Genomic DNA, 13,177 nt, shown 5'->3' with positions numbered 1-13,177 from the left:
TTTTTAATCAAAAGTCCAGGTGAAAGAAAAGCTAAACTTCTGGCTTAAGGTTATATTTAATACAACCTTCCCAAAATTGTTTTGAGTTTCGGGGGTAAAAGTTAAAGTAAAGGGTATTTTCTTGCTTATCAAAAAGGTGACTATCGGAATTATCAAACAGGGGTTATTAGCACCCGAGGAGACTAATTTCCCCAAAATTTCTATACCCAGCAGCTCTTTCATTTTTTCGAAATCTTTTTCTTTATTCATAAAAATACCTCTTTAAGAAGTTTTTTCATAATATTAAAATATGAAATATAAGACTAACAAGATACGAAGGGAAATATATCATGGTAGATTTTCTGAAAAAAATTGCAGAATCATTTTTAAATGCCCTGTACCCTGTTAAAATAAACTGCACCTTTTGCGGCAAAAAAATCGAAAAGGGCATACCCGTTTGCGGGGAATGCCTTTCAAAGTTAGAAATTATTTCCTCTCCCTTTTGCGAAAAATGCGGGAAACCCCTTTATAATGATTTATCTTCTTACTGCTATGATTGCAAAAGGAAAAAACATTATTTTGAGAAGGCCAGGGCATACGGGGTGTACGAAGGGGTGTTGAAAGGGCTGATTCATGAGTTTAAATATAATAAAGATAGAAGGTTTTCTGCTTTTTTTGGCGAAAAATTGTTTGAGGCGTATGAAAGGTCGGGATTTTCCGATATTGACCTTATTGTACCGGTACCCCTCCATAAGAAGCGGGAAGAAAAAAGGGGATTCAACCAATCCCTGCTTCTTGCAAAGGAGCTGGGAGAAAGGGCAAAAATAGAGGTGAGGGATACATTAATAAGAATAAGAAATACCGGGCACCAGACCGCCCTGCCGAGGGAGAAACGGGATGAAAATGTAAGGGATGCCTTCAGGATTAATGCTGGTTACCCGGTAGAAGGCAAAAACGTACTTTTGGTAGACGATGTCTACACTACCGGGAATACGGCTGACGAGTGTGCGAAAGCCCTTCTTTCGGGAGGGGCAAGAAAAGTATACGTAATAACCTTAGCGAGAGGGTAAAGGGGGTATTATTTTGGAACTCAGAAATTGTCCTGTATGCGGGAAGGTGTTTTTGTACACAACGAGAAACCTTTGTCCCGAATGTACTGCAAAGGAAGAAGAGGATTTTAAAAAGGTGAGGGACTACCTTTACGAAGTTCCGGCAGCTACGATGGATGAAATATCGGAAAAAACCGGAGTGCCCGTAAAAAAGATTCTGGACTTTTTAAAGGAAGGAAGACTTATATTAAAGAAGAACAACATCAACATCCTTTTAAAATGTGAAAGATGCGGGGAACCGATACTTACGGGAAGGTACTGCGATAAATGTGTGGAGGAAATGAAAAAAGGGTTTGGAATTCGCGGAGATAACCCTTTGGAAAAACGAAGCGATATGAAGGGCAAAATACATATTACCCGGTACAGAAGGGATGAAAATTAGAAAATATAAGGAGAAATCAAAAGAAAATAAGCGGAAAATACGAATTTTGCCCCCAAAAGCGTTTTTTTCATCCTCACCCTGACCATGGAATTCTTCGATAAATATAATAGAAAAAATATAAGGAGCGGTATGTCATGAATATCGAGAAAAGCGGTTTTCCGGGAATTTTTAAGATATATGAGACCTATTCCAGAAAGGAAAATGTGAAGCCCGAGGATAAAAAGGAAGTAAACTTAAAAAAAGATGAACTTGTTCTTTCCTCGGAAGGCAAGGAATTTTTGAAAGCCCTTGAAATAGCCAAAAAAGTAAATGATGTGAGGGAAGACAGGGTGAGGGAGATTAAGGAAAGATTAGAAAAAGGGCTCTACACGGTAAATGCGGAAAAAATTGCCGAAAAGGTGATTGATGACCTTTTAAATGAAAGAATATAACAGAAAATGGGGGCGCTTTTTTATGGAATTAAAAGATGTGGATTTCGGGGTTCTTTTAAAAAATCTAAAAGAGCAGCTTTCCATTTACGAAGAACTTTTGGAAATAGCAAAGAAAAAGACGGACATCCTGGTAAAAAATGATATAAAGCATTTAGAAGAAATTACCGCAATAGAACAGGAAATGATTGTGAAACTCGGAAAATTAGAGGAGGAAAGGCAAGAATTTATAAAAGACTGTTCTTCTCATCTTAATTTAAATGAAGACATGGTAAATTCTTCCTATATGATCAACCTTTTTCCGGAAGAAATTAAAAAAGAAATGGACGAAGTAACCGGCAAATTAAGGAGCACCCTTCAAAACCTGGACGAAAAAAACCGTTTAAACGAAAGCCTTATAAAAAGCGCATTGGAATTTATAAACAATTCCATAGAACTTCTCGTAGATGCGGCAAAATTTAGAGCGGGATATGGTGCGGATGGAAAGCTATCGGAAAAGGAAGGCATGAGGATTATTGATAAAAAATTGTGAGGAGAGGATCCGATGTACTCCGGATTTTTTGGGATAGAAATAGCTAAAAAAGCTCTTTTTGCAAACCAGAAGGCTCAGCAAAACGTTGCCCACAACATAGCAAATGCCAACACCGAAGGATATTCAAGACAGAGGGTGGTCTTAGAGTCTACCTATACAAAACCTTTTGCGGGGCTTTTTACAGGAGCGGGTGCGGTGCAGATAGGCACCGGTGTAACCATAGGAGATATTACGAGGATAAGGGATAACTTCACCGACAGGCAATTTAGGGGCGAAAACTCTTCCCTGGGCCAGTGGAGTGTGCAGACGGATATATTAAAACAGGTGGAAGCGGTATTTAACGAGCCTTCGGATATAGGAATTTCTTCAGTGCTTACGCAGTTTTGGCAGGCATTGGAAGAGCTTTCAAAAAACCCCGAGGCCATCGAGATAAGGGAAACAGTAAAGGAAAGGGCTGTAACCCTTGCGGACACCATAAACCATACTTCAAGGCAGTTAAACGAGATTTTAGGTGATGTAAACTTCAGGATAGCGGTAAAGGTGGACGAGATAAACAGCCTTGCAAAGCAGATTGCCTCTTTAAACGGGGAGATAAGGCATATGGAGCTTTCGGGCACTACCGCCGCTGACCTTAGGGACAAGAGAGACCTTTTATTGGACCAGCTTTCAAAAATAGTGGACATTGAAACCTATGAGGACCAGAACGGGCTATTTTCCGTAAATGTGGGCGGAGCAATACTTGTAAAGGGCACCGATTACAATACCGTGAGCTTTGACCAGACGGATTTAACCGCAATACCCGAATGGGTAGGGTTTAATATAGATTTAAATTCTAAGAAAGGCGAGCTTTTTGGGCTAATTGAATTGAGGGACAAAAAGGTAGGGGCATATTTGAACGACTTAAAAACCTTTGCCCAAACCTTTGCAAATAAATTCAACGAAATACATAAGAGCGGATACGATTTATACGGAAACCCGGGTGTAGATTTTTTCCTGTATAATCCTTTGGATTCGGGAGACATTTTATTTGTGAACACCGAAATTATCCGGGATTTAAAAAAGATAGCGGCTGCCGAAACCTCTACCGGCATTCCCGGGGACAACCGCAATGCCTTAAAACTTGCGGATTTAAGGCAGAAGTATTTAAATGAGCTAAACGGAAGCCTTGACGACTTTTACAGTGCCCTTATATCCAGGATAGGTATAGATTCCCAGCAGGCAAAAAGGATGGCCGAAGCCCAGGAATATATGGTGAGCCAGTTAGATGAGAGGAGAAAGGAGATTTCCTCCGTTTCCATAGATGAAGAAATGGCAAAGATGATAATGTACCAGCATGCCTACAATGCGGCGGCAAGGATGATAACGACCATGGATGAGATGATGGAAAGAATATTGAACATGGGTATTGTGGGAAGGTAGGTGTTTGATTTTGCGCGTAACTCAAGGGATGATTACTGAAGCTTTTATGAGGAATCTTTCCTACAACTTAAAAAGGCTCGGGGAAAAGGAGGACCAGCTTTCTTCAGGGAAAAAGGTCAGGCTTCCCTCGGATGATCCTGTCTCTGCCGTACTGGCCATGAGGCTCAGGAACACCCTTTTATCCTTAGAGCAGTATTCCAAAAACGTGGATGATGCGGTCACATGGCTTCAGAACACCGAAACCGCTCTGCAAAACACCGGTGAAATCCTGCAGAGGATAAGGGAACTTACCGTATACGGCTCCAACGGTACATTGACCGCCAGCGACAGGGCTGCAATATTAGATGAAATCACCCAGCTAAAAGAGCAGATACTTCAGGAGGCAAACTCTTCCTATAATAATAGGTACCTCTTTGGAGGATACTACACCGATACACAGCCTTTTTCTTACGATACAAGCGGAAAAATTGTGGCAAACACTGCTTTTGATTTGCCCTCAAAGGTTACCGTTGTATCCGATGGCGGCACCGGGATAAAATCTTCGGCAGTGGATTTAAGCAAGTTAGGGAGTGGGATTTCAGCAGGGAATTATAAAATAATTGTAACTAATTTTAACGACACCGCTAAAACCGCGGATGTTGAAATACAGGACGATAGCGGAAATGCTATTGCAAGAGCGGTAGGCATCAGCGTAAACCAGGATAATCAAAGGATATATGAAGTTGATGGAAGCGGTAACCCCGACTCCACTAAAGATTTTGTTTTAAACCTTAAAAACTTCAATATTATCAGCAACGGCACCGCTCAGGTAACAATTTCAAAAGAAAAAGCAAAATCCTATAATCTCGGCAGATTAAACACCATGGATGTTAGCCTTTACGGTGACGAGGTTTTCGGTGAGATTTTCAAGGTGGTGGAAGAAATAGAGGATGCATTAAAAAATGATAATCCTCAAAGCCTTTCATCAAAGCTTTCGGATTTGGATAATGCCATAAACACCCTTTTAAAATTCCGCTCCCAGGTGGGTGCTAAAATAAACCGCCTGGAAGCTACAAGGACCAGGATTGAAAACAACAAGATCGATTATACTTCGCTTCTTTCCAATACCGAGGATGTGGATATTGCAAAGGTAATAATGGAATTAAAGATGGAGGAAAACGTCTACAGGGCATCCCTTGCAGTAGGAGCAAGGGTCATTCAGCCCAGCCTTGTGGACTTTTTAAGATAAATTATTTGGCCTGAATTTAGGCCTATTTTTATAATTATTATAATTATTTAGTTTAGTTGCAGTTTTTAAAATAATTTAAGCTAACATTGATGTTATTATTTACTTTATAGAAAATTTATTTTATTTTTCTATGTAATATCTTAATGCAATTAATAGTAATTTTTATATTTTTACCTTACCAATATTGCCTTTTTTAATTAATATTTAATACCCGCTTTTATGCAATTATACATTTAGTAGTCTTAAATATTTATAAATGCATACAGTTAATTTTTCATGAATTTCTATAACCTATTGAAGGGTAGGAAGGCAATGCAAATTTACAATCTCGATATACAATTTTCCTTCGGCGAGCTCGGGATAAGTTACAAAAAAGGGAATATGGATATAAAAAGAGATATTACCGGCGGATTTGATTTGCAAAAAAGCCAGCCCGAGCTTCAATTAAATATAGAATATCCGAAACTTGAAAAAATAGACTTAAAAGCCCCTTTTTCCGAAATAGGCCTTGCCGACATGCCCACCCTTTCAAGGCAGTGGTTTTACGAGGCCCAGGATTTAACCTGGCAGGCGGTGGAGAAAATAGCAAGGGAGGGCGATGAACTTGGTGCCATAGAAAAGGGGGTATCCATTTCCGAATTGGCGGAATTTAACGCCTTTCCCGAGAAGGACTACAATGTGGATTTAATACCTAAATCTCCACCCGAAATATATTTTCAGGAAGGGAAGGTAAATGCATCCTTAAAAGAAGGATTTGTAAGGGTAAATATAAACCCCTTTCCCGTGGATATATCCTACGAATACGGCGATGTAAAAACTTATTTGCAAAAACCGCCTTATATAAAGATTACCCCTGTGAAGGTAGGGGAGCATGTGGATTTGAAAATTTAATTTAAAGAGGTTACGGTATGATAAAATTTAAAAGGATGGTAGATTTATCATGATTTCTGAAAAACTTAAAAATAAGGATAAAGAAATTTTTATGGATGATAAAATATTGAAGGAATTGTCAAAAATATTTAATAAGTACTGCAGTGTTCAAAAAGTTTTCCTATTCGGCTCAAGAGCAAGGGGAGATTATAAAAATACTTCGGATGTGGATATCGCCGTTTTTTCAGAAAATATTTCGGATAGGGAGTTTAACCTGCTCGTAGATGAAATAAACGAAATAGATACCGCCCTGTCTTTCGATGTAGTTCATTTTGAGAAGTTAAAAAAGGATTCCTTGAAAGAAAATATAATTAAGGATGGGGTTTTAATATATGAGAGAAAGGATCGTTGAAAGGTTTAATGACTTTAAAAATGCTTTGCAAAGGCTGGAAGAAGGCATAAATTTTGAACCTTCGAATGAGATAGTTATAGATGGAGTTATCCAGAGGTTTGAGTTTACCTTTGAACTTGCTTGGAAACTCCTTAAGGATATTCTTGAATATGAAGGAATTGAAGTTAAAAGCCCGAGAAGCGCAATTAAGGAAAGCTACAAAGCAGGATTAGTATCCGATGGAGAGGCGTGGATAGACATGATGATTGACAGGAATAAAACATCTCATGTTTACGATGAAAAGGAAGCTAAAGCGATTTATAATAAGATTAAATCATTCTACATGGGGTTATTAAAAGAACTCAAAGACTATGCGGAAAGGTATGTAAGAGAATAAGAGTAATCGGAGGAAAGGCAAAATGAAAATAAATACTAAATTTTTCGGCGAGATAGAAATAGAAGAAGAAAAAATAATAAATTTTCCAAACGGCATAATTGGCTTTGAAGACTTAAAAAGATTCGTCCTCATCGATCACCCGGGAAGCGATACAATAAAATGGCTTCAATCGGTGGAGGAAAAGGATTTTGCACTGCCGGTTGTGGACCCTTTAAGTTTTTTCCCGGACTATGAACCAGTCATAAACGAAAGCGATTTAAAAAACCTGAAGCTTAATTCTATTGAGGATGGCGTAGTACTTTGCATTCTTACCGTCCCCAAGAACCCCGAAAGTACAACGGTTAACCTGAAAGCCCCTATCGTATTAAATCCGTTAAACCGCCTCGGAGACCAGCTCATCGCCGAAAACCCTGACTATCAGATAAAACAGCCCGTAAAAATTTTTACGGAAAGCCTAAAGGAAAGCTAAAATGCTCGTCCTTTCAAGAAAAAAAGGAGAAAAACTTTTGATAGGCGATGAGGTGGAAATAACCGTTGTCGAAATCGAAGGGGACAGGGTAAAGCTCGGCATACACGCCCCAAAGGGCGTAAAAATTTTACGGGCGGAACTTATAGAGGAAATAAAAGGCGAAAATATTAAGGCTCTAGACTTTTCGTTGGCTGCTTTTGCAGAGGTAGAAAAAAGGAAGTATAGGTATGATTAGGTTAGATGGTAATAGTTTGTTAGATATCAAAATTTTTAACTATAATTGTTTTTTTATGTTAGTATAACTTTTTTGCAGGAGATGATATAATGACAAGATTATTAATTGGTACAAGCATTCGTCAGCAGCCTAAAATATTAAGAGAGTATCTAAATTCTCTAGAAAATTTAAAAAAAGATGGATTGGTTTGTGATTTTTGTTTTGTTGATGATAATACTGATTTTTTATCAAAACAAATTTTGAACGACTTTAAGAGGAAGCAAAGAACAATATTGCTTGATTCATTACCTTGTAATGCAGATTACGTGAAAGATGAAAATACTCACTATTGGAAAGAAGAATTAATAAGGAAAGTTGCGAAAAATAAGAATATGATTTTAAAGTATGCGTTGGAGCAAGAATATGATTATATTTTTCTAGTTGATTCAGATCTTGTTTTACATCCGATGACACTTTTACATTTAATATCATTAGAGAAGGATATAGTATCTGAAGTATTCTGGACAAAGTGGAGTAAAAATTCTATAGAGATGCCGCAAGTTTGGGTGAGTGACCAATATAATTTGTTTTACAAACAAAGGGAAGAACAATTAACTAACGAAGAAATAAATAAAAGGACAATAGAATTTATAAACAAACTAATAGTTCCAGGTGTCTACAAGGTAGGTGGGTTGGGAGGATGTACTTTAATAAGCAAGAATGCATTAAGAAAAGGTGTTTCATATGACGAAATTTACAATCTAACATTCTGGGGAGAAGATAGACATTTTTGTGTTCGTGCAGTTGCGTTAGGGTTTGACCTCTTTGTTGACACTAATTATCCTGCTTTTCATATTTATCGAGAAACGGATTTATTGAGATTAGAAAAATATAAACATTACGTGAAGGATTACGGTAATAATTACATTTTTTTGCCAGGAGATAGGTTAGTAAAAAAATGCCAGAACAAAATTACTTTGGCAATGATTATAAGAAATGAAGCCGATAGATATTTATCTGATGTATTAAATAGCGTAAAAGATTTTATTGATAATGCCGTAATAGTAGATGATGCTAGCACAGATAATTCCGAAGATGTAGTTAGAAACATATTACGAAATGTTCCTTTGCTTTATCATAAGAATGATGTATCAAAGTTTTCAAATGAAGTAGAATTGAGAAAACAATTGTGGGATCTGACTCTAACTACAAAACCTGATTGGATCCTTTGTTTAGATGCAGATGAAGTATTTGAGGAAAAAGCTAAGGAGAAAATTCGTAAAATAGTCGAACAACCTTATTACGATGTGGTAAGTTTTAGGTTATACGACTTTTGGAACGAAAAGCAATACAGAGAAGATAGATATTGGAACGCTCATTTAAGATATTGGCCCTTATTAATACGATATCAACCATTTTTCGAATATAAATGGAAAGAAACTCCCCAACATTGCGGTCGATTCCCTTATAATGTAACAGAATTACCAACTACTGTGAGCGATATGAGAGTAAAACATATGGGTTGGGCAAAAGAAGAAGATAGATTAAGAAAGTATAATAGATATATCCAGTTAGATAAGGATGCGAAATATGGAATTAAGGAGCAATATGAATCAATTTTAGATAGAAATCTAAATTTAGTAGATTGGGAGGAAGATGAAAAAAATAGGAATAAAAATGTTTACAAAACAACCACTCTCTCCCTCTGCCTCATCACAAAGGACGAAGAAAAAAACATAGCTCGATGCATAAACAGCGTTAAAGACATCGTAGACGAAATAGTGGTCGTGGATACTGGTTCTAAAGATAGAACGGTAGAAATCGCACAAAGCCTCGGCGCAAGGGTTGTACATGCGAAGTGGGAGGACGATTACAGCAAGGCAAGAAATATTGCAATCGAGAACGCTACGTCGGATTGGATATTGTTCCTAGATGCTGATGAGGAGATTAAAAAGGAGGATATAGGAAAAATACGGCCGCTTCTCAATGACGATACTGTGGAAGCGTACATCTTCAAAATCGTAAACTATGGAGGTGCGAGCGTTTCCAGCGGCCTTACCGAAATCCATTACAATTTTAGATTATTCCGGAACAACGGCAAGATTAAGTATATTTATCCCATTCATGAAAATCTGATGAATATTGAGGAAAACCGTATGCCAGTATTTAAGAAAGCTGATATAACAATACTACATTATGGCTACTTAAATGAAACGAGGATTGAAAAAAATAAGACCGAACGATACATAAACATATTGTTAAGATACCTTATGGAACATCCCGATGATAAATTCCAGCACGGCAATCTTGCAGTAGAGTATTTCAACGCAGGGGATTATAATAAAGCTTTAAAACATTTACTGATAGCGACAAAGGGTATGGATGTAAATTTATTTGGGGCAACGAGGCTCTTGAGATATTTGATACAGACATATATTGCTTTAAAAGATTATGATACGGCGTTAAAACTCATAAATGATGCGAAAGCCTATTATATAGATATCCCGGATTTTAAATTCCTGGAGGGTATGTTATACATAACTCAGAAGCGCTATAAGAAAGCCATTGAAATGTTTAAAGAATGCCTGTCCATGGGTGAATATGAAGGTTTATTTATTACTATGGGTGGGACAGGTAGCTACAGAGCAAGATATATGATTGCGCTTTGTTATGAAAAACTAGGCAGACTTCATGATGCTGTTAAAGAGTATATCGAAATTTTAAAAACCAATCCCAATTATCAAGATGTTTTTGTAAGGCTTTTTGACTTATTTGTACGAAATGAAAAACCTGAGAGTGTAAAGGAATTTTTCGATAAATACGTTGACAAGAGGAACCCTGCAAATTTTGCTATCCTTGCAAAGCTTTACATGAATATTAGAAGATTCGATATTGCAAAGGAATATCTCGATGAAGTCGATATGGACATAGCAGGGCTGAATACTTTAAAAGGCATTGCGTGTATGGGGATGAAAGACTATCAAAAAGCCATAGGGTTTTTTGACAAAGAGCATGAAAAGGCAAAAAGCGATGCGATTTACCACAAAATCTTATGTTATTTAATACTTAAAGAACCTGAAATGGCAAGAAGGATCTTATGGGAAATAGAAGATTCTGCAGACAAAAAACTTTTTCTTACGATTATAGGTGAAATAAAAGCAAGTTACGATGAAGTAAAAGATAGCTATTTTAAGCTACTTGAAAAACTAATTCAATTTAGTGAATTCGATTTGTTCAATGAACTGTTGAAGCTTTATTCAGGACTTTTTACCAGAGACGATTATGTGAGATACGGACATATGATGAAAGATAAAGGCTTTGACGAACTCGCAGTAACAGCCTATATAAAAGCTGCTGACCTTAACTGCGAAGACCCTGATGTTTATACATACCTTGCCCAAAAAGCATTGGAGCAGAATATGACTGACGAAGCATTTGCTTTTGCCGCAAAAGCTTTTAATATTGATGGAATGGATGTAGACAATTATGCTTTGATGTATAGGATATATAAAGTGACGGGGCGAAATGATGAGGCGGATAGAGTAAGTAAATCAATAAAGGAAATTTACCCCGAAATAGAACTTGAAGAAATTGTTCAATAAAATTATCGTAAAAATCCACAAAAAATGAAGAAATTAATAGAAAAATGAAATTAAAAACTGAAAGAACAAAGAAAAATAGGAAATTCGAGCTATATCAGACATTAATTTTGGTATATCTTTCATCGATAATATAAGTGAATAAAAAATATGGTCCGGCCGGCCGAAAATTAATCCCGCAGGGACGCGGGAATAAAAATCAGGGAGGATGGTTTTATGAGGATTAACCACAATTTAAGTGCTATAAATGCTTATCGACAGTTGACAGTTAATAATTCAAGTCTACAGAAATCTTTAGAGAAATTATCCTCTGGTCTTCGTATAAACAGAGCTGGAGATGATGCTGCAGGTCTAGCTATTTCTGAAAAAATGCGGGGTCAAATTCGTGGGTTGTTACAAGCTTCTCGTAATTCACAAGATGGAATTTCATTAATTCAAACAGCCGAAGGAGCGTTGAATGAAACACATTCAATACTCCAACGTATGCGTGAATTGGTAATTCAGGGTGGTAATATTGCAACCAATCAGCCAGAAGATTTAAATGCGATTCAAGATGAAATAAATGCCCTAATTTCTGAAATTGATGGAATTAAAGATCGTACTCAATTTAACGGAAAAACTTTATTAAACGGTGATTTTTCAAGTAGTGCATTAATTTTCCAAATAGGTGCTAATCAAACACAGCAATTGAGTTTAACTATTGGCGATATGAGTGCATCTTCATTGGGTATTAATAGCATTAGTGTAAGTGGCTTTACTGATGCTTCTACGATAAATTCAGCAATTAATGCTATTGATGTTGCAATAGAGAAAGTATCTTCACAAAGATCTGCACTAGGAGCTGTCCAAAATCGACTTGAACATACTATTAACAATTTGGACAATGCGGCAGAAAACCTTACTGCTGCCGAGTCTCGCATCCGCGATGTAGATATGGCAAAAGAAATGATGGAATTTACAAAGATGAATATACTTCAACAGGCTGCAACTGCAATGCTTGCTCAGGCGAATATGTTGCCGCAGTCGGTGCTTAAGCTATTAGGTTAATATAAAATCGATTTTTTGGGCATTTAACAAAGCCCCGGGCAACCCGGGGCTTTTGATATGGAATTTACTAACTTAGGAGGCAAAGTATGCAAAGAAAAATCCTGAAAGACTTAAAATCGTATCAATACGAGCATCCTTTTGACAAAAAAGCATTGGACCCTTTAAAATCCTACAAATTTCTCGAAACGCTTGTTAGAGCTTTTAATGCTCAAGGTATAGAAAGACTTCTTCGGATTCAGTATACGGGAAGCAATGTAAAGGTGAATGAAAGAAATTTTCCTGAAATTTACTATACATTATGTGAAGCCTGCAGCATCTTGGACATGCCTTTTGTGCCGAAGCTTTACATACAGTGGAGCTACGGGATAAACGCCATGACTGCTGGAGTGGAGGACCCTATAATAGTTTTGAATTCAGGGGCTGTTGACCTTCTTTCAAGGGAAGAGCTTTTATTCATCATAGGGCATGAGCTGGGACATATAAAGAGTATGCACGTTTTATACCACCAGATGGCGCAGGTTTTTCCGATACTCGGAGAAATAGTAGGCTCAATTACCCTTGGTGCGGGGAAGCTTCTTTCAACAGGGCTACAGATAGCCCTTTTAAACTGAGTGAGGATGTCGGAGTTTACCGCAGACCGCGCGGGGCTTCTTACCTGTCAGGATCCTAAAGTTGCAGCGACTGCTTTAATGAAGCTTGCGGGAGTGCCACAAAAATATTTTGACCGCATAAGGATAGATGAATTTATAAATCAGGTAAAGGAGTTTGAGGATTATGACTACGACACCCTCGATAAGGTTGCAAAGTATTTGAGCATAATGTGGCAGGACCATCCCTGGACGGTAATGAGGGCCTCCGAGCTTTTCAAATGGGTGGAAAGCGGAGGATATGAAGAAGTAATTAATAATTATGATGAAAAAACCGCATAAAAATTTACAAAATACCTTGATTACAAAATTTAAAATCAAGGTATTTTTTATTGGATAATGTCCACATTAGTTAATCCTTCTTTTGGCTAGGCGGTAGAAGAAAAATTAGGAAAATTTATATAACTATAGCGCGCTTGCAAATGGAACAATGCCTGCTTTATTAAATTACCTAATACTTTGTAGA

Annotated in this window: 14 protein-coding genes and 2 pseudogenes; 15 read left to right on the top strand and 1 reads right to left on the bottom strand. The window is 37.3% G+C overall.

The genetic code is table 11. From position 1 onward, the window contains the following. Nucleotides 1-3 precede the first annotated feature (3 nt). Nucleotides 4-249: a hypothetical protein gene (locus ATZ99_RS10815; RefSeq protein ID WP_068749248.1), complete on the bottom strand. Its 246-nt coding sequence runs from the start codon at nucleotides 247-249 to the stop codon at nucleotides 4-6. Nucleotides 250-329: 80 nt separating this feature from the next. Here ATZ99_RS10815 and ATZ99_RS10810 point away from each other — a divergent pair, with 80 nt between their 5' ends. The 15 genes and pseudogenes from ATZ99_RS10810 (at nucleotide 330) to ATZ99_RS12335 (ending at nucleotide 12,993) form a co-directional block, all read left to right on the top strand. Further along, a complete protein-coding gene (locus tag ATZ99_RS10810) occupies nucleotides 330-1,049 on the top strand; it encodes a ComF family protein (protein ID WP_068749247.1) in 720 nt (239 codons plus the stop codon). A 13-nt stretch (nucleotides 1,050-1,062) separates the two neighbouring features. Continuing rightward, complete coding sequence (locus tag ATZ99_RS10805) at nucleotides 1,063-1,470, top strand: TIGR03826 family flagellar region protein (protein WP_068749246.1); 408 nt, start codon at nucleotides 1,063-1,065, stop codon at nucleotides 1,468-1,470. A gap of 134 nt (nucleotides 1,471-1,604) precedes the next feature. Beyond that, nucleotides 1,605-1,901 carry a flagellar biosynthesis anti-sigma factor FlgM gene (flgM, locus tag ATZ99_RS10800; RefSeq protein ID WP_068749245.1) on the top strand — a complete coding sequence of 99 codons (297 nt, stop codon included), beginning with the start codon at nucleotides 1,605-1,607 and terminating at the stop codon, nucleotides 1,899-1,901. Between the two features lie 22 nt (nucleotides 1,902-1,923). Continuing rightward, nucleotides 1,924-2,430, top strand: coding sequence for a flagellar protein FlgN (locus ATZ99_RS10795; protein ID WP_068749244.1), 507 nt, complete (start codon nucleotides 1,924-1,926; stop codon nucleotides 2,428-2,430). Nucleotides 2,431-2,442: 12 nt separating this feature from the next. After that, a complete protein-coding gene (flgK, locus tag ATZ99_RS10790) occupies nucleotides 2,443-3,849 on the top strand; it encodes a flagellar hook-associated protein FlgK (RefSeq protein WP_068749243.1) in 1,407 nt (468 codons plus the stop codon). A gap of 4 nt (nucleotides 3,850-3,853) precedes the next feature. Beyond that, entirely contained in the window at nucleotides 3,854-5,077 is a 1,224-nt protein-coding gene (gene flgL / locus ATZ99_RS11720; protein ID WP_083947477.1) for a flagellar hook-associated protein FlgL, read from the top strand. 312 nt (nucleotides 5,078-5,389) lie between these two features. After that, nucleotides 5,390-5,968, top strand: coding sequence for a DUF6470 family protein (locus ATZ99_RS10780; protein WP_068749242.1), 579 nt, complete (start codon nucleotides 5,390-5,392; stop codon nucleotides 5,966-5,968). Nucleotides 5,969-6,017: 49 nt separating this feature from the next. Then, the gene (locus tag ATZ99_RS10775) at nucleotides 6,018-6,359 is read left to right on the top strand and encodes a nucleotidyltransferase domain-containing protein (RefSeq protein ID WP_083947476.1); all 342 of its coding nucleotides are present in this window, start codon (nucleotides 6,018-6,020) and stop codon (nucleotides 6,357-6,359) included. After that, entirely contained in the window at nucleotides 6,340-6,735 is a 396-nt protein-coding gene (locus ATZ99_RS10770; RefSeq protein WP_068749241.1) for a nucleotidyltransferase substrate binding protein, read from the top strand. Before ATZ99_RS10775 ends, ATZ99_RS10770 begins: the two co-directional genes overlap by 20 nt. 22 nt (nucleotides 6,736-6,757) lie before the next feature. After that, nucleotides 6,758-7,204 carry a flagellar assembly protein FliW gene (gene fliW, locus ATZ99_RS10765; RefSeq protein ID WP_068749240.1) on the top strand — a complete coding sequence of 149 codons (447 nt, stop codon included), beginning with the start codon at nucleotides 6,758-6,760 and terminating at the stop codon, nucleotides 7,202-7,204. 1 nt (nucleotide 7,205) lies between these two features. Continuing rightward, the gene (gene csrA / locus ATZ99_RS10760; protein ID WP_068749239.1) at nucleotides 7,206-7,439 is read left to right on the top strand and encodes a carbon storage regulator CsrA; all 234 of its coding nucleotides are present in this window, start codon (nucleotides 7,206-7,208) and stop codon (nucleotides 7,437-7,439) included. 89 nt (nucleotides 7,440-7,528) lie between these two features. Then, nucleotides 7,529-7,945, top strand: a pseudogene (locus ATZ99_RS12340) (glycosyltransferase); the annotation flags it as partial. 165 nt (nucleotides 7,946-8,110) lie between these two features. Further along, nucleotides 8,111-11,020 carry a glycosyltransferase gene (locus tag ATZ99_RS12045; RefSeq protein WP_245641383.1) on the top strand — a complete coding sequence of 970 codons (2,910 nt, stop codon included), beginning with the start codon at nucleotides 8,111-8,113 and terminating at the stop codon, nucleotides 11,018-11,020. 213 nt (nucleotides 11,021-11,233) lie between these two features. Continuing rightward, entirely contained in the window at nucleotides 11,234-12,064 is an 831-nt protein-coding gene (gene hag, locus ATZ99_RS10750) for a flagellin Hag (protein ID WP_068749238.1), read from the top strand. Between the two features lie 86 nt (nucleotides 12,065-12,150). Further along, nucleotides 12,151-12,993: pseudogene (locus ATZ99_RS12335) on the top strand (M48 family metallopeptidase). Nucleotides 12,994-13,177 lie beyond the last annotated feature (184 nt).

Origin of the sequence: Thermovenabulum gondwanense (assembly GCF_001601575.1) — a bacterium.
Taxonomy (GTDB): Bacteria; Bacillota; Thermosediminibacteria; order Thermosediminibacterales; family Thermosediminibacteraceae; genus Thermovenabulum; species Thermovenabulum gondwanense.
The sequence above is the reverse complement of the archived record's forward strand: the minus strand, read 5'-3'. Positions and strand labels throughout refer to the sequence as shown.